Genomic DNA, 22,652 nt, shown 5'->3' with positions numbered 1-22,652 from the left:
CCTAGTCCTCGCGATCGAGAATGGTGGCGATCATCGCGGTGGTGGAGACGCCGTCCTCGAAACCGAGCACGCGGACTTCACCGCCATTGGCGATCACTGCCTCTCCCCCGGCAATCTCTTCAGGGCGATAGTCGCCGCCCTTGACCAGTACATCCGGCAGTACGGCCTCGATCAGGCGTGCCGGGGTGTCTTCGCTGAAGGGCACCACCCAGGCGACCGCACCGAGGCCCGCCAGCACCTGCATACGACGCAGCACGGGATTGATCGGGCGTGTCGGCCCCTTGAGGCGTGCCACCGAGTCGTCGTCGTTGACGGCCACGATCAGGCGATCGCCATGGCGTGCCGCTTCCTGCAGGTAGGCCACGTGACCGGCGTGCAGGATGTCGAAGCAGCCATTGGTCATCACCACGCGCTCACCGCGTGCCTGGGCGGCCTTCACTGCCGGGATGAGCGCCGCCTCCTGGATCACGCCGAATTCCGCCAGCTTGTCGCCGTGCAGCGCGGTGTAGAGCTCCGCCACCGACAGGGTCGCGGTACCCGGCTTGGCAACCACCAGACCCGCGGCCAGGTTGGCCAGCATCACGGCTTCCGGGAAGGCGTGACCGGCCGCCAGCGCCAGACCCAGCACGCCGATCACGGTATCGCCGGCACCGGTGACGTCGTAGACCTCACGCGCATGCGTCGGCAGGTGCAGCGGCTGATAGCCCTCGCGGATCAGGGTCATGCCCTTTTCGCTGCGGGTCACCAGCAGGGCTTCCAGCTCGAGCTCGGCACGCAGCGCCTCGCCCTTCTCGGCCAGTTCCTCATCGCTGCGGCACGGCCCGACGATGGTTTCGAACTCGGTCAGGTTGGGGGTGATGATGCTGGCGCCGCGATAGCGCGAGAAATCACTGCCCTTGGGGTCGACCAGCACACGCTTGCCCGCCGCACGCGCGGCGGCGATCAGCGCCTCGACCTGATTCAGCGAGCCCTTGCCGTAGTCGGAGAGAATCATCACGCCACTGGCGCCCAGCTCGGCCTCGACTTGGCTCACCAGCGCGCTGGTATCCACCTCGTGCAACGGCTCCTCGAAATCGAGGCGCAGCAGCTGCTGATTGCGGCTCATCACGCGCAGCTTGGTGATGGTCGGCACGCTTTCACTGGCCTGGAAGCGCGTGATGACATTGGCGTTTTCCAATGCGCGGGTAAGGATGGCGGCGTTGTCATCCTGACCGACGACACCGGCGAGGGTGGCGTGTGCGCCGAGCGAGGCGATGTTGAGCGCGACGTTGGCAGCACCGCCGGGGCGGTCTTCGCTCTCGCCGACTCGTACCACCGGTACCGGCGCTTCCGGCGAGATGCGTGAGGTGCCACCGTGCCAGTAGCGGTCGAGCATCACATCACCCACGACCAGCAGGCGAGCCTGTTCAAGCGCAGTCAGATCAAGCTTCATCAGGCGTCTCCGCGTGCATAGGGGGATTGGGAAGAAGCGGTATCCGTAGAGGAGACAGCCGCGACCGGCAGACGTTCGCAGCTCTGGCCGCGAATGACGCCATCGGTGTCCGCCAGCAGCTCAGCGAGGCGCGCGATGACATCCTCGGCGCGGATCAGGCTCATGGCGTCCTGATGGCGCACGCGCTGCCCCCAGTTGATCTCGTCCATCTGCTTGTGAAGATAGGTCTTCACGGCGTCCGGATAGCGATTGACCACCAGATGCTGCCAGCAGTAAGGCGCGGCGCGCTCCGGGTTGGTGGTGGCATACAGGCCGATCACCGGCGTGTCGAGCGCGTTGCCCATGTGCACCGGGCCGGAGTCCGGCGCGATCACCGCCACCGCGCGATCGATCATCGCCAGCAGGCCCTTGAGCGAGGTACCACCGATGGCATCGATGACCGCGCCCTCACTGACCAGCGCCTTGATGCGCGCGCCCATTTCACGCTCCTGCGGGCTGCCGCCACCGGTCATCACGCTGCGGATGCCATATTGCTGCCAGGCATGGTCTACGACCGCCGCATAGCCTTCCGGCGACCAGTTGCGGAAGTTGCGCAGTCGCGGATTGGCACACGGACTGATGATCAGATACGGCGCCTCGCCAGTGACGCGTGCGGCTTCGGTGTAGGCCTCGGGCGGCACATCGAGACGCCAGTCGAGGCGGCAGTCCTCGACACCCAACGTACGCGCGAAGTCCATGAACGACTCCAGCACGTGGGCGCGCTCTCGCGGGGCCAGCTGATGGGAGGTAAAGAGGTACTGCCAGTCCTTGGCACGCGCACGGTCATAACCGATGCGCACCTTGGCCTTGAGGCCCAGCGACAGCGCACTGGCGCGCAGCGCCTGCTGCATGTGCAGCAGCACATCGAAGTGCGTGTCCTTGAGCTGTCGCCAGATGGCACGCATGCCCGCAAGACCGGTGGACTTGTCGTAGACCACGAACTCGACCCCGGTCAGGCCGGACAGTAGACTGTGCTCCCCCTTGCCGACGATCCAGGTAATGCGGGCCTCAGGCCACTGACGCTGCAAGGCGCGTACCGTTGGCACAAGATTGCAGACATCGCCGAGAGCGGAGAGCCGGAGCACGCAGATATGTGCGGGCTGGGCAGGGAGAGGATGCTTCATGCGGATGGCAGTTTTCCGAAATGAGAATGCCCACATTCTATATGATGGCGAAACAGCGCCACAAATGACGCCGGACTGGTTCATGCCATCGTTCTGGCGTGAACACGACGCCGTGACCGGCGAAGCGCCGGGGCGCGGGGCGAGTCTGTTCCTCGATGTCTGTCGTTTGCCCGCCGAGCTGCAACCCGCCAATACCAACGCGACACCGGCTTGCCGCTGGGCACTGCGCCCCTATCGTCGCGGCGGCCTGATCGCGAAGCTCGCCAGTCAGCGCTACCTCTATACCGGCCTTGAGCGCACCCGCGCCTTCGCCGAACTGCGCCTGACGGAGCGTCTGTATCGCCAGGGGCTGCCGGTGCCAGAGCCCGTCGGTGCCTGCGTGTGGCGGCATGGTCTGACCTACGAGGCCGCCCTGATCACGGTGCTGATTCCTGGCGCACGCGCCTTCGCCGATGACCTGATCGCCCTCGAAGCACAGCGCCTGCCTGCCGGGGCCGAGCTGCCCGAGGCCGTGCTCCGCCTGCTCGATACGGCTGGCCACGCCATCCGCGGCGTGCATGATGCCGGGCTTGAGCATGTCGATCTCAATGCACGCAATCTGCTGGTCGACGAAAGCGAACGCGTCTACGTGATCGATCTCGATCGCTGCCAGCTGCATGCCGAGGCACCTGCCGACGCACGCTGGCGCAAGAACAATCTCTCCCGCCTGGGGCGTTCACTGGCCCGCTTCACCCCGACGCATCACGCGGCGTGCCTGGCCCGTATTCGCAGCGCCTATCACGCCTGAACCTGCAGCGTATCGCCCTGCAGGCATCGACGCCCATGCAGTGTACGATAGCGACATGAATCGTCGGCAGACGCTTCGCCCAGGCGAGCCTGCCACTGCGTCCCATCGGCGCCTGCCACACCCCGTCGTGCTGCAGGCGCTCTCAAGACAGAGACCGTCATGAACACGAGCGACGAGGCCTCGGCCGCCCCTTCACCCGATGGCAAGCTGCGCACTGCGGTGCCCATCACCGGCTGTGTCATCACCCTCAATGAAGCCCACAACATCGAGGACTGCCTGCGCTCGCTGGGCCAGGTCTGCGAGGAGCTGATCGTGGTCGATTCCGGCTCCACCGATGCCACCTGCGAACTGGCGCGCAACATGGGTGCCGTGGTGATCGATCAACCCTACCTGGGCGACGGGCCGCAGAAGAATGTCGGGCCGAGCCATGCCAGTCACCGCTGGGTGCTGTCACTGGATGCCGATGAGCGCCTGACCGACGGTGCCGTCAGCGCCATCCGCGAACTGGCACTCGACAGCACACCCCACGACGGCTTCGCGCTGCGCCGTCGCAACTTCATCGGCTCGCGCTGGGTGCGACATGCCGGCTGGTATCCCGATTACTGCCTGCGCCTGTATGACCGCGAGAAACTCGCCTTCCGCGATTCGCGTCAGCACAGCTCGGTGCAGTCCAACCATCCCTGTGAACTGGACGCCGATCTCGAGCATTACAGCTTCGCCAATCTCGGTGAGCTGTTCGTCAAGGCCAGTGGCCGTTTCTCGAACCGCGCCGCCAAGATCATGTATCAGAAGGGAAAACGCGCCAACGCCTTCACGCCCTTCCTGCATGCTAGCAATGCCTTCATGCGCAAGTTCGTCTTCCAGGCCGGCTTCCGCGATGGCGTCGATGGCTTCTCGGTGGCGCTGTCGGCCAGCGTCAATGCCTACCTGAAATACGCCAAGCTGCTGGAATTCCAGCGCGACGCCAAGGTGCGTGAGGCCGAAGATTTCAACAAGGTATGGTGACCATGACCTCTAGCCGTGAGCCGACTGCCGCGCGAGGTATGACGCGCCCGCTTCATGTACGCCACGTCAATCTGGCACGTGGCTTTCGCGGCGGTGAGCGCCAGACACTCAACCTGATCGCAGACCTGGCGCGACGCGCAAGCCCGAGGGAGAACGGCGAAGCCGGCGCGCCGATCCGCCAGTCACTGGTGTGTCTGCAAGGGTCGCCCTTGATCCGCGAACTGGCGGCGCTCGAGCTGGCTGTCACGGTGGAAGTGATCGAGATCAGCGGACGTTTCAAGGGCCATCTCGGCCAGCCCCGCGCCGACATCGTGCATGCTCATGAAGCCAAGGCCGTGCACTGGGCATGGCTGCATCAGCGCCTCACCGGCACGCCCTACCTGCTGACACGCCGGGTGCCCCAGCCGGTGAAGGACAAGCCCTTCAATCGCCTGACCTATCGCGCGGCCGCCTGCCGGGTGGCGATTTCGTCGGTGATCGAATCTCACCTGCGCGAGCGCCAATGGGGTGAGACGGCGTTGATCCCCAGCACCCTCGCCCACCTGCCCAGCGACAAGCAAGCCGTGGCCGAGCTACGCCAGCGCTTCGGCAATACGCCCGCAGGAGATCGTGTTGTCATCGGGCATGTCGGCGCCCTGGTGGACCGCCACAAGGGCCAGCGGGTGCTGATCGAGGCGGCCCGCAGGCTGCGCGACAGCCACCCGCAGCTGCTGTTCGTCTGCCTGGGGGCCGGCGAGGACGAAGCGGCCTTCAAGGCGGAAAGTGCCGATCTCGACAATCTGCTCTGGGAAGGCTTCCACACCAATGTCGGCGACTATCTGGAAGCCTTCGATCTGTTCGCCTTCCCGTCGCGCAACGAGGGTCTCGGCTCGATTCTGCTCGACGTGATGGATCACGGCGTCCCGATCATCGCAAGCGATGTGGATGGCATCCCCGATATCGTGCATGACGACAGCACCGGCGTGCTGGTGCCCAGCGGCGATGCCCAGGCACTGGCTGCCGCCATCGTGGCACTCGTCGCTGATGCACCACGTCGGGAGCGGCTGGTCGCGGGGGCACGTGCGCATCTGGCACGCTTCACTCCCAGCGCCATGGGCGAGGCCTATCTGGGGCTTTATCAGCGGCTGGCACGCTAGACCGCTTTTCACCTCAGACACCTGGCCCACAAGCACCTATCGTCCAGGCACCTATCATCCAGGCACCTATCCCTCGGCTAAAGAACGAAAAAAAGCCCTGTTTCATGTGAAACATCACAATGAAACAGGGCTTTTTCGTTTTTCCAGACAGCAGGTCAGAAGCTCAGGCGCGCGAATCAACGTCCTCCAGGCCGCGCAGATCCGGCCAGCCCTCGTCCACACCCAATACGGGGTAGGTCCTGGGGTCCAGCGGGCCGGGTTCGCTTTCGGGGCGACACTCTTGCAGCGCAGCCTGCAACCTCTCAAGCGCCTCATCGCCTTCGACACCAGCGGTCACCCTGTCCCAGAACTCACGATGCACCGCCTTGATGACGACAGGCACGCTGGGCACCCCGACCTGTTGCGCCATGGCCAGCCGGTGCAGGCCACGGTTGATCTTGAGCAGGCGACCCTCACGCGTCACTGCGACGCCCATCTCGTCCTTGGTGACCCCCTGACGAAAGCCATTGCTGGCCATGTCCTGCAGATAACCGCGATAACAGCGCAGATAGCCGAGAATCTGCTCTTCGCTGTCCATCAACAGTCCATCACGCGGTGACGACCAGGGCTTGCCGGCATCCAGCAAGGCCTTCAGGTGCTGATAGCGCTCGGTCACTGTCAGGTCATCGCCATGCTCGATCAGGTCTCGCATCAGGCGCGAGCGTGAACCGAAGCGGAAAGCACCGCGTCGCAGGTCCCAGTCGCCATCCCAGATGAAGGCGTTGGAGGAAGGACGCTTGCGCTTGTCGCGCCCGAAGTTGACGTCGCGTACCAGCTCACGCGGGTTGATCCAGAGCGTCAACGCCTCCTGCCCCATCACGTCTTCCAGCGCATGGCGCGGCAGGCCACGGCGCTCAAGGAGCTGATGACGTGCGCGCTGGCGCTTCCAGCGCATCAACCAGCAACGGCTGAACGGCAGTATCAGGTGGTGCTCGCACCAGGCACGCAGCGCCTCGACTCGCTGGGCACGCCGCATGGCCCCGCGCATGCGCGGGTGGATCAGATCATCCGTCGTACGGTTACTCGGCCGGTTCACCGCGCATCCTCATCCAGCGAGATCGCCGTCAACAGTCGCTCGGGAGCAATATGATTCAGGCAATTGGTATGCCCCAGCGGGCAGACGCGCTTGAAGCAGGGCGAACAGTCCAGCGCCAGCCAGTGGATCTCGCGATTGGCCGTCAGCGGCGGCGTGTAATGCGGTGACGAGGAGCCGTAGATACCCTGGATACGGGCACCTACCGCAGCCGCGACATGCATCAGGCCGGAGTCATTGCTGACCACTTCCCGACACTCAGCGATCAGGTCCACCGCATCCGCCAGCCGCGTCTTGCCACACAGATTGTGGACACCCGCCAGTCCCTGGGCGATCTCCTCCCCCGCCGCGACATCCTTGGGGCCACCGAAGATACGCACCTCGGTCCCCTGTCGGATCAAGGACTCGGCCAGCGCACGAAAATGCGCCAGCGGCCACTGCTTGGCCGGGCCGTACTCCGCCCCCGGCATCATGCCGATGATGGGGGCCGGCGGCGCCATCAGCCCCAGCTCATCGCGCAGACGCTGCTGATTGGCGCTGTCGGTGACGAGACAGGGCTCCGGGATGCCCACTGGCGGATTGGCCTCCTCAACGGGCAGGCCCAGTGACGTGAAGCGCTTGACGGTCTGATCGAGCACCGACTTGTCGAGCCTGCGGCACTCGGTGAGCAGGCCGTAGCGCTGCTCACCGGTGAAGCCGACCCGCACCGGAATGCGCGCGAAGAACGGTACCAGCGCTGACTTCCACGAGCGCGGCAACACGATGGCGCGGTCGAAGCGTCCACGCAGCGAACGCCCGAGCTGCCAGCGCGCCTTGAGGGCGAAGTCACCATGCCCCGCCGGCAACGCCAGTGCCTCCTCGACCTCGGGCATGCGCTCGATGATCGGCTGCGACCAGGCGGGCGCCAGCACACTGATCCGGCAGCCGGGCGAGCGCTGCTTCAGCGTCATGAACAGGCTCTGCGCCATCACCATGTCGCCGACCCAGCTGGGCCCGACCACCAGAATGCGCTCACTCATGCCTTGCTCCTCTTCACGGCCAATCCTCCTTGCGGGTGCGCTTGCCCTGCCCCATCGCCCTTGCGCTGCAGACCTTCAGGCTCGGCGCTGCAGTCCCTCGAGTTCAGCGATTCAGCCATTCGAGATAGGCGCGCGTGCCCTGGGCAACGGTCTTGAACTCGACGTTGCAGCCGGCCTTGCGCAGCTTGCCGATATCGGCACGCGTGAAGCTCTGGTAGCGGCCCTTGAGGTTTTCCGGGAAGTCGATGTACTCGATCTCGCCCTTCTCGTAGTACTCGATGACGGTCTCGGCGATCGCCTTGAACGGCTCGGCGCGACCGGTGCCCAGATTGAAGATGCCGGAGGCTTCCGGGTGATCGAGGAACCACAGGTTCACGTCGACCACATCACCGACATAGACGAAGTCACGGCTCTGCATGCCGGCTTCAAAGCCATCGTAGGCGCCGAACAGCTTGGGGTTCTCGCCCGCCTTCACCTGGGTGTGATGGTGATAGGCAACGCTGGCCATCTTGCCCTTGTGCTGCTCACGCGGGCCGTAGACATTGAAATAGCGGAAGCCGACGACCTGGGTGGTCAGGCTGTCCCAGCGCTGGCGCACGTGCTGATCGAACAGCAGCTTGGAGTAGCCGTAGACGTTGAGCGGACCTTCGAACTCCGGCGTTTCCTTGAAGACCTGGCTGTCGCCGTAGGTCGCCGCGGAGCTCGCGTAGAGGAAGGGAATCTGGTTCGCTTCGCAGAAGTTGAGCAGCACCTTGGAGTACTCGAAGTTGTTCTCGAGCATGAACTGGCCGTCCCACTCGGTGGTGTCCGAGCAGGCGCCTTCGTGGAAGATCGCCTCGATCTTCGGCAACTCGGCATACTCGCCCATCAGGCTCGACTGGACGCGAATCAGGAAGTCGTCCTTGTCGAGGTAATCGGCGATGGTCAGGTCCGCCAGATTGATGAACTTGGTGCCGTCACTCAGGTCATCCACCACCAGGATATCGGTACGGCCGCGGTCATTGAGTGCCTTGACGATATTGGCACCGATGAAGCCGGCGCCTCCGGTAACGACGATCATTTGAGCTCCCAGAGCCTCTAGAGGCTTGTAGGCAACGCGCGCGTTCAGGAACGCGACACATCAGAATTTGGAAATGGCACGCACTCGGTTTCGTCTGCGGCCTATAACCCGATAAGCGGGGATTGTATACTCGGCAGTTCTCGAATTCATGGGCCAACGGGCTTCACCAATGACACAGCCAGACGTGAAAACCTTCCAGGGCCTGATTCTGGCCCTGCAGCAATACTGGGCCGAACAGGGTTGCATCATCCTGCAACCATTGGATATGGAGGTTGGCGCGGGGACTTTCCACCCGGCGACCTTCCTGCGCTCCATCGGTCCTGAAACCTGGAACGCTGCCTACGTGCAGCCTTCCCGCCGTCCCACCGACGGCCGCTACGGCGAAAACCCCAATCGCCTGCAGCACTATTATCAGTTCCAGGTGGTGATGAAGCCGTCACCGGCCAACCTGCAGGAGCTCTATCTGGGCTCGCTGGAGCGTCTGGGCATCGACCCGCTGGTCCACGACATCCGTTTCGTCGAGGACAACTGGGAATCTCCGACGCTGGGCGCCTGGGGCCTCGGCTGGGAAATGTGGCTCAACGGCATGGAAGTGACCCAGTTCACCTACTTCCAGCAGGCAGGTGGCATCGAATGCTTCCCGGTCACCGGCGAGCTGACCTACGGCCTCGAGCGCATCGCGATGTACCTGCAGGACGTGGACAGCGTCTACGACCTGATCTGGACCACCGCGCCGGACGGCTCCGTCGTGACCTATGGTGACGTCTTCCTGCAGAACGAGAAGGAGCAGTCGGCCTACAACTTCGAGCACGCCGCCGTGCCGGAGCTGTTCGCTGCCTTCGATCACTGCGAGAGCGAGTGCCAGAAGCTGCTGACCGCCAACCTGCCGCTGCCGGCCTACGAGCAGGTACTGAAGGCATCACATACCTTCAACCTGCTGGATGCGCGCCACGCCATCTCCGTCACCGAGCGTCAGCGCTACATCCTGCGCGTGCGCACTCTCGCCCGTGATGTGGCCCACGCCTATTACGATTCGCGCAAGGCCGCCGGCTTCCCGCTGGCCCCGCAGGCGCTGCGTGATGAGCTGCTCGCCGCCGATGACACCACTACCGAGGGAGACGCGTAAGCATGGCCTCCGTGAATACCCTGCTGATCGAACTGGGCTGCGAGGAACTGCCGCCTGGCGCCATCGACGCACTCGCTGACAGCCTCGCCAACGGCCTCGCCGATGGCCTGCGCGACGCCGAAGTCGCCTTCGGTCAGGTACGTGCCTACGCCACACCGCGTCGTCTGGCGGTGATGATCGAATCCCTGGCCGAGCGCCAGCCGGACCGCGAGATCGAGAAGCGCGGACCGGCCAAGGCCGCCGCCTTCAAGGATGGCGAACCGACTCGCGCGGTGCAGGGCTTCGCCCGCTCCTGCGGGGTCGAAGTCAGTGACCTGATCGAGCTGGAAACCGACAAGGGCACTTGGCTCGGCTATCGTCACACCCAGCCGGGCGAGCACCTCTCCGCCCTGCTGCCGGCCATGCTGGAGCAGGTCGTGGCTCGCCTGCCGGTGCCGAAGAACATGCGCTGGGGTGCCTCACGCATCGAGTTCTCGCGTCCGGTGCATTGGCTGGTCGCGCTCTACGGCAGCGAAGTGATCGAGGCCAGCGTGCTCGGCCTCGACTCCGGTCGTACCACTTTCGGTCACCGCTTCCATGCGCCGCAGGCCATCACGCTGGCGCACGCCGAGGACTACCTCGACGCGCTGGAAGGCGCCCGCGTGCTGGCCAACCGTGAGGTGCGTCGTGAGCGTATCCGCGAACAGGTCCAGGCCGAGGCAGAAGTCTATGGTGCCAACGCCGTCATCGAGGAAGCCCTGCTCAACGAGGTCAACGGCCTCGTGGAATGGCCGGTGGCACTGACGGGCACCTTCGACGAGCGCTTCCTGGAAGTGCCGGCGGAGTGTCTGATCTCCTCCATGAAGGCCAATCAGAAGTACTTCCACCTGCTGGACAACGACGGCAAGCTCAAGCCGGCCTTCATCACCATCTCCAATATCGAGAGCAAGGACCCGCAACAGGTCATCTCCGGTAACGAGAAGGTGATTCGTCCGCGTCTGGGCGATGCCGCCTTCTTCTACGAGACCGACCTGCGCAGCACGCTGGAATCGCGTCGCGAGAAGCTCGAGAGCGTCGTCTTCCAGCAGAAGCTGGGCAGCATGGCCGAGAAGGCCCGTCGCAGCGAAGCCGTGGCACGCCACATCGCGGAACGCATCGGCGCTGATGTCGACCACGCCGCACGTGCTGCACAGCTGGCCAAGACCGACCTGGTCACCGAGATGGTGCTGGAGTTCCCGGAACTGCAGGGCATCATGGGCCACTACTACGCCCGTCACGATGGCGAAGATGCCACCGTCGCTCTCGCGCTGGAAGAGCAGTATCTGCCGCGCTTCGCCGGTGATGCGATCCCCACGACCAAGGCCGGCATGGCGATTGCCCTGGCCGACCGTCTCGACACCCTGACCGGCATCTTCGGTATCGGTCAGCGTCCGACCGGCGCCAAGGACCCGTTCGCGCTGCGTCGCGCCACCATCGGGGTGCTCAACATCCTGATCAAGGGTGAGCTGGACCTCGACCTGCGCGAGCTGCTGAGCGTCAGCGCCGAGCAGCATCGTGATCTGCCCAAGGCCGAAGGACTGGCCGAGGACGTGCTCGAGTACATGCTCGATCGCTTCCGCGCCTGGGCCAACGACGAAGGTATGGGGGCCGAGCTGTACCTGGCCGTGCGTACCCTGAAGATCAGCAACCCGCTGGACTTCGCACGGCGTCTGCGTGCCGTGCACGCCTTCGGCGAACGCCCGGAAGCCGCTGCTCTGGCGGCAGCCAACAAGCGTGTCTCCAACATCCTCGCCAAGGCCAAGCACGATGGTCGCACCGAGGTGGATGCGAGCCTGCTGAGCGAGCCGGCCGAGCAGGCATTGGCAGACGCCCTGACGGCACGTGGCGCGGAAGTGGCACCACTGTTCGAAGCGGCGCGCTACCAGGAGGCCCTCGATGCACTGGCCAGCCTGCGCGAGCCGGTCGATGCCTTCTTCGATCAGGTGATGGTCAACGCCGACGATGCCGCCGTGCGCGCCAATCGTCTGGCGATGCTGGCGAGTCTGCAAGGCCTGTTCATGGGTGTGGCCGACATCAGTCTGCTGACCCAATGAGATCTGCCGATCCACGGTGTCCCTGACATCGTTGAATCGCAGCCTCTGCAAAAGAACCCCGCCACGGCGGGGTTCTTTTGTATCCGGGGTCCTGAAATGCCGTGTTGCGTGACAGGATTTCACGCAACACGGCAGCGATGTCACAATTTCTGCCTTGATCCCCTACCTAGGTCGCACTAGTATTCCAGTATAGAAACAGTGTTCGAAAAGCGCGGCAGCCTGTCGCACCATGCACTTCGAGCACTCGGCGCCATTTGCCCATCCCCATGTGCGAGCGTCATCTTGTGACTCAGCTCACAATTTCCCAGGCAAAGCGGCGACCCCTGACAAGCAGCCCGGCTGACGCCCCTGACTGCCCTGAAGTGAAGAGTTGACCATGCAAAAACTGATCGTGCTCGACCGTGATGGTGTCATCAATGAAGACTCCGATGCCTTCGTCAAGAATGCCGAGGAGTGGATCGAATACCCCACTTCCATCCAGGCCATCGCCCGTCTGACCCGCGCTGGCTACACCGTGGCCGTGGCGACCAATCAGTCCGGCATCGCCCGTGGCCATTTCGGCCACCGCGAACTCGACCAGATGCACACCAAGATGATGCAGCTGGTGAAGGAAGCCGGTGGCGATATCGCTCACATTGCGTACTGCCCACATGGCCCGGACGACGGCTGCGATTGCCGCAAGCCCGAACCCGGCCTGCTCCACCAGATCCAGGATGCCCTGCAGATTCCCGACTTTGAAGGAGCCTGGATGCTGGGCGACAGCCTGCGTGACCTCATCGCGGGCCAGAAGGCCGGCTGTCGCGCCGCGCTGGTGATGACCGGCAAGGGCCAGAAGACGCTGGCAGATGGCGAGGGGCTCAAGGACGTGCTGGTAGTGGCCAACCTGGCCGACTTCACCAACCGCCTGCTCGATGGTGAGCTCAACCACCCCATGTCGGATGGTGAGCCGGGAAAGTCCCAGCGCCGCTGCGTGAGCTGTGAAGCCGCTGCCGAAAGCTATCTGTGAGGCGCGCCTGCCCGGCGAGAACCCTGCGCACGGCGCGCTTGCCTCTCTAATCAACAGCGGCGATATGCTACCCTTCAGACATGAATCCGGGCGGGCAACTGCCTGCCTGTCTAACTTCCTCATGCTGGAGGCTTCACATGCCACTGCTGGATAGCTTCACTGTCGATCACACCATCATGAAGGCGCCCGCCGTGCGCGTGGCCAAGAAGATGGGCACCCCGAAAGGCGACAACATCACCGTCTTCGACCTGCGCTTCTGCGTGCCGAATGAAGAGATTCTCTCCGAGAAGGGCATTCACACCCTCGAGCACCTGTTCGCCGGCTTCATGCGCGAGCACCTCAACGGTGATGATGTCGAGATCATCGATATCTCACCGATGGGTTGCCGTACCGGTTTCTACATGAGCCTGATCGGTGAACCGGAAGAAGCTCGCGTTGCCGCTGCCTGGTCTGCTGCCATGCAGGACGTGCTCAACGTGGCGCGTCAGGAAGAGATTCCGGAGCTCAACGTCTATCAGTGCGGCACCGCACAGATGCACTCTCTGGAAGAAGCCAAGCAGATCGCCAGCAACATCCTGTCCCGCGATATCGGCGTCAACCGCAATGACGAGCTGAAGCTGGATGAAGGCTTCCTCAATCAGGCGCACTGAGCCTTGAGGCACGGGGCTTGATCAGCCTGTCGAGTGCGCCGAGCACTTGAACGAAAAAGCCCGCTATCTGACCGGATCAGATAGCGGGCTTTTTTCATGACGTGACATCCGAGCGAGTGTAGCCAATGCCAGATTCCAGCCGCCATGCCTTTGATTTCACGACCTTCCTGGCAGACAGGGAAGCGTGGTCAGCGCCGAATGAACTCGTCCCCTACCACTGCCGCGATGACAGCCGCCTGGGCTGTCGCCATTATCCCGCAACAGGCATGTCAGGGAGCCGCTCACACCTCATCCTGCTGCATGGCTCCAGTGCTGACAGCCGTTATCTCGCTTCGCTGGCAACGCGCCTGGCTGAGGCTGGTCATCATGTGCATACGCCGGACTTGCGCGGCCACGGCCCAGCTCCGCAGCGACGTGGCGACATCGACCACCTGCTCCAGCTCGAGGAAGATCTCGAGGACCTGATCCTGTCGCTTGAGCTACCAGCCGATGCCGGAGTCATTGTCGCTGGCCACTCTGCCGGGGGCGGCCTGGCACTGCGCTTCTCGGCCGCTATCTGTCAGCACCAGCGTGCCAACATTCCGTTGCACGGCGTGATATTGCTGGCGCCGTACCTGCATCATCTCGCGCCCAACATGCGACGTGATTCGCGCTGGGCACAGCCACGCATCGCGCGGATGCTGGCCTGCGCGCTGCTGAACCGGCTCGGCATCCATCGCCTGGATCATATTGAGGTGCTTGGCTTCAATATCCCGCCAGAGTACCGCGATGCACATACCACCGACGCCTACTCATGGCGCCTGATGACGGGCCTCAATCCTCGCGACTACCAAAGTGACCTCAAGGCGCTCGCCCATCGTCAGCTGCCAGTGCTGGCGCTGATCGGCGAGCATGACGAGGCGTTTCATGCCGAGCGCCTTGCTCAATGTCTGCAACCCCACCATTCCGTGGCGCAGGTGGAAATCCTCGAGACGATCGATCACCTGGGGCTTGCGACAGCCTTTATCACGGCAGAGCGAATCACCGCCTGGCTGAACGAGCAACGCGCCGGCTGAGACTGAGCCAAGCCCTGTCCCGCACTGTCATCCTTGTTAATGATTGCGGTAACACGCACATGCAAAAACGGCCCCTGATCGAAGATCAGGGGCCGTTTTTCTGGCCCGGCTTGGCAAGACATCCGCCAAGCGCTAGCTCAACGCCATCAGACGTCGAGATTGGCCACCAGCGCGAAGCGCTCGATGAAGTCACGGCGCGGTTCGACTTCGTCACCCATCAGGGTGTTGAACATCTGATCGGCACCGATCGCATCCTCGACGGTCACACGCAGCATGCGACGGGACTCCGGATCCATGGTGGTTTCCCATAGCTGATCCGGGTTCATCTCACCCAGCCCCTTGTAGCGCTGAATGCTGAAGCCACGTGCCGCTTCCTTCATCAGCCAGTCGAGGGCTTCGTAGAAGGTGCCGACTTCCTTCTTGCGCTCACCGCGCGAGACGTAGCTGCCAGCCTCCAGCAGGCCTTCCAGCATGTTGCCCAGCTCACTCATCTCGCGGTAGTCGGCGGACTTGAAGAAGTCGACATCCCACAGGTAATCGCTGCTGACACCATGTGCCGTCAGCGTCACTGCTGGGAGATAGAGATTGCGCTCGCTGTCGTGGCTGAGAGTGAAGCTGTAGTGCGGGCCACCCTCATAGGCAATCAGGTCATCCATTTCCTTCTGGAGACCGTCGATCCAGCCTTGCACCTGAGACTTGTCCGTGAGAGCGGCCTCATCCAGATGCGGAGCGTGCACGATCTTGCGCAGAACGGCAGATGGATAGACACGCGCCAGACGATCGATGCGCTTCATCACGCCACGATACTGGTTGACCAGTGCTTCCAGCTGAGCGCCGGCGATACCCGGGGCATCGGCGTTGACGTGCAGCTTGCCGCCGTCCAGCGCCGTGGCGGTCAGATAGTCCTGCAGCGCCTGCTCGTCCTTCAGATACTGCTCATGCTTGCCACGCTTGATCTTGTAGAGCGGTGGCTGGGCAATGAAGATATGACCGCGCTCGATCAGCTCCGGCATCTGACGGAAGAAGAAGGTCAGCAGCAAGGTACGGATGTGCGAACCATCGACGTCGGCATCCGTCATGATGATGACAGAGTGATAGCGCAGCTTGTCGGGGTTGAACTCCTCGCGACCGATACCACAACCCAATGCGGTGATCAGTGTGCCGACCTCGGCGGACGACAGCATCTTGTCGAAGCGCGCCTTCTCGACGTTGAGGATCTTGCCCTTCAGCGGCAGGATCGCCTGAGTGCGACGATCACGCCCCTGCTTGGCGGAGCCACCAGCGGAATCACCCTCGACCAGGTAAAGTTCCGAGAGGCTCGGGTCCTTCTCCTGGCAGTCGGCCAGCTTGCCCGGCAGACCGGCGATATCCAGCGCGCCCTTGCGCCGCGTCATATCACGCGCCTTGCGCGCGGCTTCACGTGCGCGAGCCGCATCCAGCATCTTGTTGACGATGGCCTTGGCTTCGTTGGGCTTCTCGATCAGATAATCCGAGAACAGACGCCCCATTTCCTGCTCCACCGCCGTCTTGACCTCGGAAGAGACCAGCTTGTCCTTGGTCTGGGAGGAGAACTTCGGGTCCGGCACCTTGACCGAGATGATCGCGGTCAAACCTTCACGGGCATCATCCCCGGTCGTGCCGACCTTGGATTTCTTGAGCAGGCCTTCCGCCTCGATATAGCTATTGAGCGTGCGCGTCAATGCTGCACGGAAACCGGCCAGGTGCGTGCCGCCATCGCGCTGGGGAATATTGTTGGTGTAGCAGAAGATGTTCTCGGCGAAGCCTTCATTCCATTGCATCGCCACTTCGACGGCTATGCCATCCTCGCGCTCCATCTCGAAATGGAACACCGGATTCAAGGGCGCCTTGTTGGTGTTGATATGGTCAACGAAGGCTTTGAGGCCGCCCTCATAATGGAACAGCTCTTCCTTTGCGGAGCGCTCATCGATCAGACGGATGGCGACACCAGAGTTCAGGAAGGACAGCTCCCGCAGACGCTTGGCCAGAATATCGTAATGGAATTCGATATTGGCAAAGGTCTGTGGGGAAGGCTTGAAGCGCACCAGGGTGCCGGTCTTCTCGGTCTGGCCCACGATGGCCAGCGGCGACTGCGGCTCGCCATGGTGATAGATCTGCTCGTGGACATTGCCCTGACGCCAGATGGTCAGCTTGAGCTCTTCGGATAGCGCGTTGACGACCGAGACCCCTACCCCGTGCAGACCGCCGGAGACCTTATAGGAGTTGTCATCGAACTTACCGCCGGCGTGCAGCACGGTCATGATGACTTCCGCTGCGCTGACGCCTTCCTCTTCATGGATCTCGGTCGGCACACCACGACCGTTGTCGCTGACGGAAACTGACTCGTCGGCATGGATAACGACCCGGACTTCGCTACAGTGACCGGCCAGCGCCTCGTCGATGGAGTTATCCACCAGCTCGAACACCATATGATGCAGCCCCGTGCCGTCATCGGTATCACCGATATACATGCCGGGGCGCTTGCGTACGGCATCCAGACCCTTGAGGACCTTGATGCTTGATGAGTCGTAAGCCTGTTCGCTCATTGGCTTCTCCGTCGTGAAATCATTCCGTGTGCAGTCGCCCGTGTTCCACGTGAAACATCCTGACATCAGTGTTCGGCAACCATACCCGATCCAATGTTTCGGGTTCGACGCAGGTCACGAAGACCTGGCACTCGAGGCCTGCCAACAGCTGACAGAACAGACGGCGATGCTCGCCATCCAGTTCCGCCGGCAGATCGTCGATCAGGTAGACACAGGTACGTCCGTTCATTTCTTCGAGCAAGCGACCCTGAGCCAGCTTGAGAGCGCTGACCACCAGCTTCTGCTGGCCGCGAGACAACACCTCGACTGCAGGGCGTCGCCCCAGGCGAATACGCAAGTCGGCGCGTTGTGGGCCAGTCTGGGTAAAGCCCATATGGCTATCACTGTCGCGCCCTGCTGCCAGCACGTCGCCCAGAGGGCGCTTGGCATCCCAACCGCGCTGATAGCGCAGAGTCAGCTCGGGCAAATCAATCAGCTCGGCAAGCGTGGCTTGAAACAGAGGTGCCAGCGCCTGCATATATTCCATGCGCAGGGCATCAAGACGTTCGCTCCAGTGAGCAAACTCTCGATCCCAGACGTTAAGTGCCTGAACGTCCATCTTACCATGCCTGAGCAGTGCGTTCCGATGTTTGAGCGCCCGACGCACGCGGCGCCAGACGTCGAAGAAGTCGTGTTTCACGTGAAACACACCCCAATCGAGGAACTCACGTCGGGCAGAGGGCGAACCCTCCAGCAACCGGAAGGCATCAGGGTTGATCAGCTGCAACGGCAAGGCCTGAGCCAGTTGGGCGACTCGCTCGACCCTCTCGCCATCCAGACGCATCTCCAGCCCATCTGCGGCCTGATCACGTCTTACCCCCAAGGGGCGCGGCGGATCGCCTGCCAGGCGGCCAAACAGCGTCATTCCTGCCGTGTCATGCGCAATGGCATGCTTGAGCTTGTGCGTGCGGAAAGAGCGCGCCAGCCCCAGCACATGGATACCTTCCAGCAGACTCGACTTGCCACTGCCATTGGCACCACTGACCAGATTCACCCCTTTTCCCGGCGCCATATCGACTGTCGCCAGGTTGCGCAGATTCTGGAATTGGAGTCGTTCAAGCGCCATGACGGCCTCATTCGATAGAGAAAAGAGCCATGGCCGCCTTCGGGGCTCAAATACGACAACACCCGCCATTCAGAAGTGAAAATGGCGGGTGTTGTCGAGGCTCATTCTGCGATTGCGCGCGTCAATTGCGGCGCAATTACGATTCAAGATACTGATTTAAATAGAAATTACGATATTACAGTCGCATCGGCATCACTACGTAACGCGCATCGCCACCACCCGGCTCTTCGAGCAGTGCCGAACTGTTGGCATCGGACAGCGTCAGCTGGACGCGATCTGCATCCAGCACTCCCAGCACATCGATCAGATACCCGACATTGAAGCCGATCTCGAGGCCGGCACCCTGGTAATCGAGCGCGATATTCTCTTCGGCCTCTTCCTGCTCGGGGTTGTTGGCCAATACACGCAGGTTGCCGGCCTCCAGATAGAGGCGCACGCCACGGTACTTCTCGTTGGAGAGAATCGCGGTACGCGACAGTACCTGACGCAACTCGGCACGCTCAGCCACGATGACCTTGTCACCGCCACGCGGGACAACGCGCTCGTAATCCGGGAACTTGCCGTCCACCAGCTTGGAGGTGAAGGTGAAGTCGCCGGTCTGGGCACGCACGTGCGTCCCGCTGACCGTCAATGTCATCAGCTCGTTGCTGCCGTCGAGCAGGCGCGTCAGCTCGAGAATACCCTTGCGCGGGATGATCAGCTTCTGCGCTTCCGGCACGCTGATGTCAGCGGCCTGCTCGCAGACGGCCAGGCGGTGACCATCGGTCGCCACGGTACGCACCAGGTTGCTGGTCAGTTCCAGCAGCATGCCGTTGAGGTAATACCGCACATCCTGTTGTGCCATCGCGAAGGAGGTCGCGTCGATCAGATGCTTGAGGGTACCGCGCGGCAGGCTGACGGTGATATCGCCCTGGCCATCATCGATGTTCGGGAACTCGGCCACCGGCAAGGTCGACAGGGTGAAGCGTGAACGGCCGCTGCGCAGAATGGCGCGGCCTTCTTCCAGCGCGAGAATGATCTCGCTGCCTTCGGGCAGTGACTTGCAGATATCCATCAGCTTGCGCGCCGGTACCGTCGCGGAACCCGGCTCGTCGACACGGCTGGGCTCGACGCGCCCGATCAGCTCGACCTCAAGGTCAGTCCCGGTCAGCGACAGCTGCTGATCGGACACTTCAAGCAGCACATTGGACAGCACCGGCAGTGTCTGGCGACGCTCGACGACACCCGCCACCAGGGACAGCGGGCGCAGCAGGGCTTCACGCGAAATGGCAAATTTCATGGAGACTCCACTCTCTGGAAACGGGGCAATGCTCGCTGACAGGCAGCGCGCACGCAAAAGGAATTCGGGGCCGCGACAGGCAAGCCCGGAGCGCAGCAGGTCGATAGCGTGATTGTCGCCAACCCGACCTGCCGCTGCAATTCGATCAGCTGGTCAACAGACGCAGCAGATTCTTGTAGTCCTCGCGGATATCGGCGTTCTCTTCTCGCAGCGAGGCCACCTTGCGACAGGCATGCAGCACCGTGGTGTGGTCTCGTCCACCGAAGGCATCGCCGATTTCCGGCAGGCTGTGGTTGGTCAGCTCCTTGGCGAGCGCCATCGCGACCTGACGCGGTCGGGCGACGGAGCGCGAGCGACGCTTGGAGTGAAGATCGGAAATCTTGATCTTGTAGTACTCGGCCACGGTGCGCTGGATATTGTCCACCCCCACCTGCTTGTCCTGCAGTGCCAGCAGGTCCTTCAGGGATTCACGGATGAAGTCCTGATTGATCGCGCGCCCCATGAAGTGGGAGTCGGCGATGACCTTCTTCAAGGCACCCTCGAGCTCGCGCACGTTGGAGCGGATCTTCTGCGCGATGAAGAAGGCAGCATCGTGAGGCAGATCGACCTTGGCCTGATCGGCCTTCTTCATCAGGATCGCGACGCGCGTCTCGAGCTCCGGCGGCTCGATGGCGACGGTCAGTCCCCAGCCGAAGCGCGACTTGAGGCGCTCCTCGACCCCATTGATCTCCTTCGGATAGCGGTCCGAGGTCAGGATCATCTGCTGCCCGCCCTCGAGCAACGCATTGAAGGTGTGGAAGAACTCCTCCTGGGAGCGCTCCTTGCCAGCGAAGAACTGGATATCATCGATCAGCAGCGCATCCACCGAACGGTAGAAACGCTTGAAGTCATTGATGGCATTGAGCTGCAGCGCCTTGACCATGTCCGCCACGAAGCGCTCGGAGTGCAGGTAGACCACCTTGGCATTCTCGCCGCCCTGCTTGGCCAGATGATTGCCCACCGCGTGCATCAGGTGAGTCTTGCCCAGACCCACGCCGCCATACAGGAACAGCGGGTTGTAGGCGCCACCGGGATTCTCGGAGACCTGGCGCGAAGCCGCGCGAGCCAGCTGGTTGGACTTGCCTTCGACAAAGGTTTCGAAGGTGAAGTTCGGATTCAGGCCACTGGAATGCTTGAGGCTACCTTCTACCTGCACCTGGCGCGTGTTGCGACGCGGTGCCTGTTCCTGGGCGCCATCGCCGGCCATCTCACGCTCTTCCGCAAAATTGCCCCGCGGTGGCGTATGCACGGAAGGGGCACGCGGGCTCGGCATCTGACCCGGCGCCGGCGCCTGGGCGGATACCGGCGACGCAGCCGCACCTTCCGGACGCGGGTTCGAGACGGTCCGACGGCTACCGACGCTCAGCTCGACCTTGGGCGGCTTGCCCGGTGCCAACTCACGCAGCAGCTCGTGGATTCGTTTGAGGTACTTGTCATTGACCCAATCACGCACGAAGCGGTTGGGGGCGAGCAGGCACAGCTCTCCGCTGTCGCCTTCCTCGGCCTGCAGGGGACGAACCCAGGTATTGAACTGCTGTGAATTCAGCTCGTCTTGCAGGGCGTCAAGACATTGTTGCCAAAGTGCGAGCGACACGCGACCTCACATCCAGTTGTCAAAGGGGCGGCCATTGTATAGGCCAAGCCACGAGTTATCCACACGACATCTGCCGCAAAAAGTACTGTGGACAACATCGGTATTCTTCAAGCATCCGCATCGGGACAGGCTGGGGAGCATCCGCGTACAAGATTGCGACTGTGGACAAGACGACAGTTATGCACATAGCCATACACAGGCTGAACGCAGGTTGCCCACCATTTATCGCCAGAGCTGTCCTATCGACATGCCATTGAGCAAGATAGGAAAAAACAGGTTATCCACAGCGACTGCCTTCCTTAATAGTTATTGATTATTCAGAACTACCTTCTTTGTAATGATGATAGAAGACCAGACTGGCAGGACTTCGCGTAAGACACCGAGAACCGTCATCGAGAGCAGAGGCTCAGGTTATCCACTGCAACTTTTCGGCACGCCCATCACCGGATCAGCGATCACGCCGGTTCACTCATGGCGGCCCACCTGACCAGACATTCCGCACAGAGATTCCGCGCAGGCATGCAGCGTCGACAGTCCGCTGATCCGGTGGCCATTCGGCGGCACCTGATGGCCCAACGACGGCAGAGCGAGATTTTTTGCACCTGACGGCCTGTCTTTCCCGTGATCCAGGTAAGACACGAAGCGCCATATGGCGGGCGGCGTAGACGATATCTGTCGTCAAATGCCGCGAACGGGCTGTGGACAACTTCCCACGCGACATTGCAAGCCACTTGCAGATTCACTAGAATCCCTGCCCCTGACCAATCTGCCCTGTCCTCATGTGGATACAGGGCAACATTCGTTGACCTTTTCCAAACAACCACGTGGGAAGAAGCAGCTATGAAACGCACATTTCAGCCGAGCGTCCTGAAGCGCAAGCGCACACACGGTTTCCGTGCTCGTATGGCGACCAAAGGTGGCCGTGAGGTCATCCAGCGTCGTCGTGCGAAAGGCCGCAAGCGTCTGAGCGCCTGATCGAGGCCCGGATGTCCCGTCAGGGATTTCCCCGGCAGCTTCGCTTGCTGACTGCCGGGGATTACCGGCACGTCTTCGATCACACCACCCTCAAGGTACACGGCAAGGGGCTTCTGGCTCTGGCGTGTCCGAATGACCTGGGACATGCCCGCCTGGGGTTGGTGTTCAGCAAGAAGAACGTGCGCCGTGCCGTAGATCGCAACCGCCTCAAACGTCTGACGCGCGAATCCATTCGCCTCCGCCAGCAGCGCCTTCCGGCCGTCGACATCGTCGTACTGGCCAAGCGAGGCGTGACCGAGCTGGACAACGAGACCCTGCATCGCCAGCTGAACGGCATGTGGGCTCGTCTGGAGAAGGACGCCAGACGCCAGAAAGCGGCCAAGTCAACGCCACCTGCCTGACGTGACACCTGCCCGGTGCGTCCGGCATGTGGCGTTTTTTTCGTTATACGCCCTACCGTTCGTACCCGGACTCATCTGACTCCCCGCCAGATTGATTCACCCTCCAACGGGT

At 62.4% G+C, this 22,652-nt stretch carries 18 protein-coding genes and 1 pseudogene; 10 read left to right on the top strand and 9 right to left on the bottom strand.

The annotated features are described in order from the left end of the window. Position 1: 1 nt before the first annotated feature. Positions 2-1,432, bottom strand: coding sequence for a bifunctional D-glycero-beta-D-manno-heptose-7-phosphate kinase/D-glycero-beta-D-manno-heptose 1-phosphate adenylyltransferase HldE (gene hldE / locus FLM52_00170; GenBank protein NVN54237.1), 1,431 nt, complete (start codon positions 1,430-1,432; stop codon positions 2-4). Continuing rightward, positions 1,432-2,595, bottom strand: coding sequence for a glycosyltransferase family 9 protein (locus FLM52_00165; GenBank protein NVN54236.1), 1,164 nt, complete (start codon positions 2,593-2,595; stop codon positions 1,432-1,434). The genes hldE and FLM52_00165 overlap by 1 nt, the downstream gene beginning before the upstream one ends. Between FLM52_00165 and FLM52_00160 the strand changes: the two genes are divergently transcribed. The 3 genes from FLM52_00160 to FLM52_00150 all read left to right on the top strand — a co-directional run bounded on the left by FLM52_00160 (position 2,594) and on the right by FLM52_00150 (position 5,523). After that, positions 2,594-3,382 carry a 3-deoxy-D-manno-octulosonic acid kinase gene (locus FLM52_00160; protein ID NVN54235.1) on the top strand — a complete coding sequence of 263 codons (789 nt, stop codon included), beginning with the start codon at positions 2,594-2,596 and terminating at the stop codon, positions 3,380-3,382. The two genes, FLM52_00165 and FLM52_00160, sit on opposite strands and share 2 nt — an antisense overlap. Before the next feature lie 159 nt (positions 3,383-3,541). Beyond that, positions 3,542-4,387, top strand: a complete 846-nt coding sequence (locus FLM52_00155) for a glycosyltransferase family 2 protein (protein NVN54234.1) — start codon at positions 3,542-3,544, stop codon at positions 4,385-4,387. Positions 4,388-4,425: 38 nt separating this feature from the next. After that, positions 4,426-5,523, top strand: coding sequence for a glycosyltransferase family 4 protein (locus FLM52_00150; protein NVN54233.1), 1,098 nt, complete (start codon positions 4,426-4,428; stop codon positions 5,521-5,523). 235 nt (positions 5,524-5,758) lie between these two features. Here FLM52_00150 and FLM52_00145 read toward each other — a convergent pair. From FLM52_00145 to rfaD, 3 genes and pseudogenes are all read right to left on the bottom strand, one after another. Next, positions 5,759-6,565: pseudogene (locus FLM52_00145) on the bottom strand (hypothetical protein). Positions 6,566-6,594: 29 nt separating this feature from the next. Continuing rightward, positions 6,595-7,614, bottom strand: a complete 1,020-nt coding sequence (waaF, locus tag FLM52_00140; GenBank protein NVN54232.1) for a lipopolysaccharide heptosyltransferase II — start codon at positions 7,612-7,614, stop codon at positions 6,595-6,597. A 103-nt stretch (positions 7,615-7,717) separates the two neighbouring features. Beyond that, complete coding sequence (gene rfaD, locus FLM52_00135) at positions 7,718-8,674, bottom strand: ADP-glyceromanno-heptose 6-epimerase (protein ID NVN54231.1); 957 nt, start codon at positions 8,672-8,674, stop codon at positions 7,718-7,720. Between the two features lie 169 nt (positions 8,675-8,843). Here rfaD and glyQ point away from each other — a divergent pair, with 169 nt between their 5' ends. From glyQ to FLM52_00110, 5 genes are all read left to right on the top strand, one after another. Beyond that, the gene (gene glyQ / locus FLM52_00130) at positions 8,844-9,800 is read left to right on the top strand and encodes a glycine--tRNA ligase subunit alpha (protein NVN54230.1); all 957 of its coding nucleotides are present in this window, start codon (positions 8,844-8,846) and stop codon (positions 9,798-9,800) included. 2 nt (positions 9,801-9,802) lie between these two features. Then, on the top strand, positions 9,803-11,872 hold the full coding sequence (locus tag FLM52_00125) for a glycine--tRNA ligase subunit beta (protein NVN54229.1): 2,070 nt from the start codon (positions 9,803-9,805) through the stop codon (positions 11,870-11,872). Positions 11,873-12,248: 376 nt separating this feature from the next. Next, the gene (gene gmhB / locus FLM52_00120; GenBank protein NVN54228.1) at positions 12,249-12,878 is read left to right on the top strand and encodes a D-glycero-beta-D-manno-heptose 1,7-bisphosphate 7-phosphatase; all 630 of its coding nucleotides are present in this window, start codon (positions 12,249-12,251) and stop codon (positions 12,876-12,878) included. Positions 12,879-13,015: 137 nt separating this feature from the next. Continuing rightward, positions 13,016-13,528, top strand: coding sequence for an S-ribosylhomocysteine lyase (gene luxS / locus FLM52_00115; GenBank protein ID NVN54227.1), 513 nt, complete (start codon positions 13,016-13,018; stop codon positions 13,526-13,528). A 125-nt stretch (positions 13,529-13,653) separates the two neighbouring features. Continuing rightward, positions 13,654-14,583, top strand: a complete 930-nt coding sequence (locus FLM52_00110) for a lysophospholipase (GenBank protein NVN54226.1) — start codon at positions 13,654-13,656, stop codon at positions 14,581-14,583. A 146-nt stretch (positions 14,584-14,729) separates the two neighbouring features. Here the strand turns inward: FLM52_00110 and gyrB are convergent, their stop codons facing one another. The 4 genes from gyrB to dnaA form a co-directional block, all read right to left on the bottom strand. Further along, positions 14,730-17,147 carry a DNA topoisomerase (ATP-hydrolyzing) subunit B gene (gene gyrB, locus FLM52_00105; protein ID NVN54225.1) on the bottom strand — a complete coding sequence of 806 codons (2,418 nt, stop codon included), beginning with the start codon at positions 17,145-17,147 and terminating at the stop codon, positions 14,730-14,732. A 19-nt stretch (positions 17,148-17,166) separates the two neighbouring features. Next, entirely contained in the window at positions 17,167-18,252 is a 1,086-nt protein-coding gene (gene recF, locus FLM52_00100) for a DNA replication/repair protein RecF (protein NVN54224.1), read from the bottom strand. Between the two features lie 175 nt (positions 18,253-18,427). After that, on the bottom strand, positions 18,428-19,531 hold the full coding sequence (gene dnaN, locus FLM52_00095; GenBank protein ID NVN54223.1) for a DNA polymerase III subunit beta: 1,104 nt from the start codon (positions 19,529-19,531) through the stop codon (positions 18,428-18,430). A 145-nt stretch (positions 19,532-19,676) separates the two neighbouring features. Continuing rightward, a complete protein-coding gene (gene dnaA, locus FLM52_00090) occupies positions 19,677-21,164 on the bottom strand; it encodes a chromosomal replication initiator protein DnaA (protein NVN54222.1) in 1,488 nt (495 codons plus the stop codon). An 840-nt stretch (positions 21,165-22,004) separates the two neighbouring features. Between dnaA and rpmH the strand changes: the two genes are divergently transcribed. Both rpmH and FLM52_00080 read left to right on the top strand, forming a co-directional pair. Beyond that, a complete protein-coding gene (rpmH, locus tag FLM52_00085) occupies positions 22,005-22,139 on the top strand; it encodes a 50S ribosomal protein L34 (protein ID NVN54221.1) in 135 nt (44 codons plus the stop codon). A gap of 11 nt (positions 22,140-22,150) precedes the next feature. After that, positions 22,151-22,540, top strand: a complete 390-nt coding sequence (locus FLM52_00080) for a ribonuclease P protein component (protein ID NVN54220.1) — start codon at positions 22,151-22,153, stop codon at positions 22,538-22,540. Positions 22,541-22,652: the final 112 nt, after the last annotated feature.

The sequence above is a fragment of the bacterium Scap17 genome (assembly GCA_013376735.1).
Classification (GTDB): domain Bacteria; phylum Pseudomonadota; class Gammaproteobacteria; order Pseudomonadales; family Halomonadaceae; genus Cobetia.
Note: the sequence above shows the minus strand (reverse complement) of the source record. Positions and strands in the feature narration are given on the sequence as shown.

Coding starts and splice junctions, on each gene's coding strand:
- hldE (NVN54237.1), bottom strand. CDS start 1,432: ATGAAGCTTGATCTGACTGCGCTTGAACAGGCTCGCCTGCTGGTCGTG.
- FLM52_00160 (NVN54235.1), top strand. CDS start 2,594: ATGCGGATGGCAGTTTTCCGAAATGAGAATGCCCACATTCTATATGAT.
- FLM52_00165 (NVN54236.1), bottom strand. CDS start 2,595: ATGAAGCATCCTCTCCCTGCCCAGCCCGCACATATCTGCGTGCTCCGG.
- FLM52_00155 (NVN54234.1), top strand. CDS start 3,542: ATGAACACGAGCGACGAGGCCTCGGCCGCCCCTTCACCCGATGGCAAG.
- FLM52_00150 (NVN54233.1), top strand. CDS start 4,426: ATGACGCGCCCGCTTCATGTACGCCACGTCAATCTGGCACGTGGCTTT.
- waaF (NVN54232.1), bottom strand. CDS start 7,614: ATGAGTGAGCGCATTCTGGTGGTCGGGCCCAGCTGGGTCGGCGACATG.
- rfaD (NVN54231.1), bottom strand. CDS start 8,674: ATGATCGTCGTTACCGGAGGCGCCGGCTTCATCGGTGCCAATATCGTC.
- glyQ (NVN54230.1), top strand. CDS start 8,844: ATGACACAGCCAGACGTGAAAACCTTCCAGGGCCTGATTCTGGCCCTG.
- FLM52_00125 (NVN54229.1), top strand. CDS start 9,803: ATGGCCTCCGTGAATACCCTGCTGATCGAACTGGGCTGCGAGGAACTG.
- gmhB (NVN54228.1), top strand. CDS start 12,249: ATGCAAAAACTGATCGTGCTCGACCGTGATGGTGTCATCAATGAAGAC.
- luxS (NVN54227.1), top strand. CDS start 13,016: ATGCCACTGCTGGATAGCTTCACTGTCGATCACACCATCATGAAGGCG.
- FLM52_00110 (NVN54226.1), top strand. CDS start 13,654: ATGCCAGATTCCAGCCGCCATGCCTTTGATTTCACGACCTTCCTGGCA.
- gyrB (NVN54225.1), bottom strand. CDS start 17,147: ATGAGCGAACAGGCTTACGACTCATCAAGCATCAAGGTCCTCAAGGGT.
- recF (NVN54224.1), bottom strand. CDS start 18,252: ATGGCGCTTGAACGACTCCAATTCCAGAATCTGCGCAACCTGGCGACA.
- dnaN (NVN54223.1), bottom strand. CDS start 19,531: ATGAAATTTGCCATTTCGCGTGAAGCCCTGCTGCGCCCGCTGTCCCTG.
- rpmH (NVN54221.1), top strand. CDS start 22,005: ATGAAACGCACATTTCAGCCGAGCGTCCTGAAGCGCAAGCGCACACAC.
- FLM52_00080 (NVN54220.1), top strand. CDS start 22,151: ATGTCCCGTCAGGGATTTCCCCGGCAGCTTCGCTTGCTGACTGCCGGG.